Below are 256 nucleotides of genomic sequence, written 5' to 3' on the forward strand. Positions count from 1 at the left end.
AAAGAGGAAAAGCTATCCCGCAAAAGGATAGCTTTTGTTCTTATTCAACAGCTTTTCGCTCTAGAAATTCCTGTTTAATGGATTTAAGCAGCTCCTGATCCGTTACCAGCTGGAAGGCAGTAAGTGCGAGACCCTTTGCTCCAGTTATCAGTGCTTCGTCTCCTTTTACAGAAGCTACAGCCTCTCGAAACGGAACTGTATGAGCAACAAGATCATCCGCACCAATTTTAATATAAGGGTGAATGGTTGGCACCAC

The 256-nt window shown here is 43.8% G+C and carries 1 protein-coding gene; it reads right to left on the reverse strand.

The genetic code is table 11. The features are described from left to right. Positions 1–40: 40 nt before the first annotated feature. A partial coding sequence (locus F1003_RS18970) for a zinc-binding metallopeptidase family protein (protein WP_162307020.1) occupies positions 41–256 on the reverse strand: 216 nt, incomplete at its 5' end.

This window comes from Winogradskyella ouciana (genome assembly GCF_009709615.1).
GTDB lineage: Bacteria > Bacteroidota > Bacteroidia > Flavobacteriales > Flavobacteriaceae > Winogradskyella > Winogradskyella ouciana.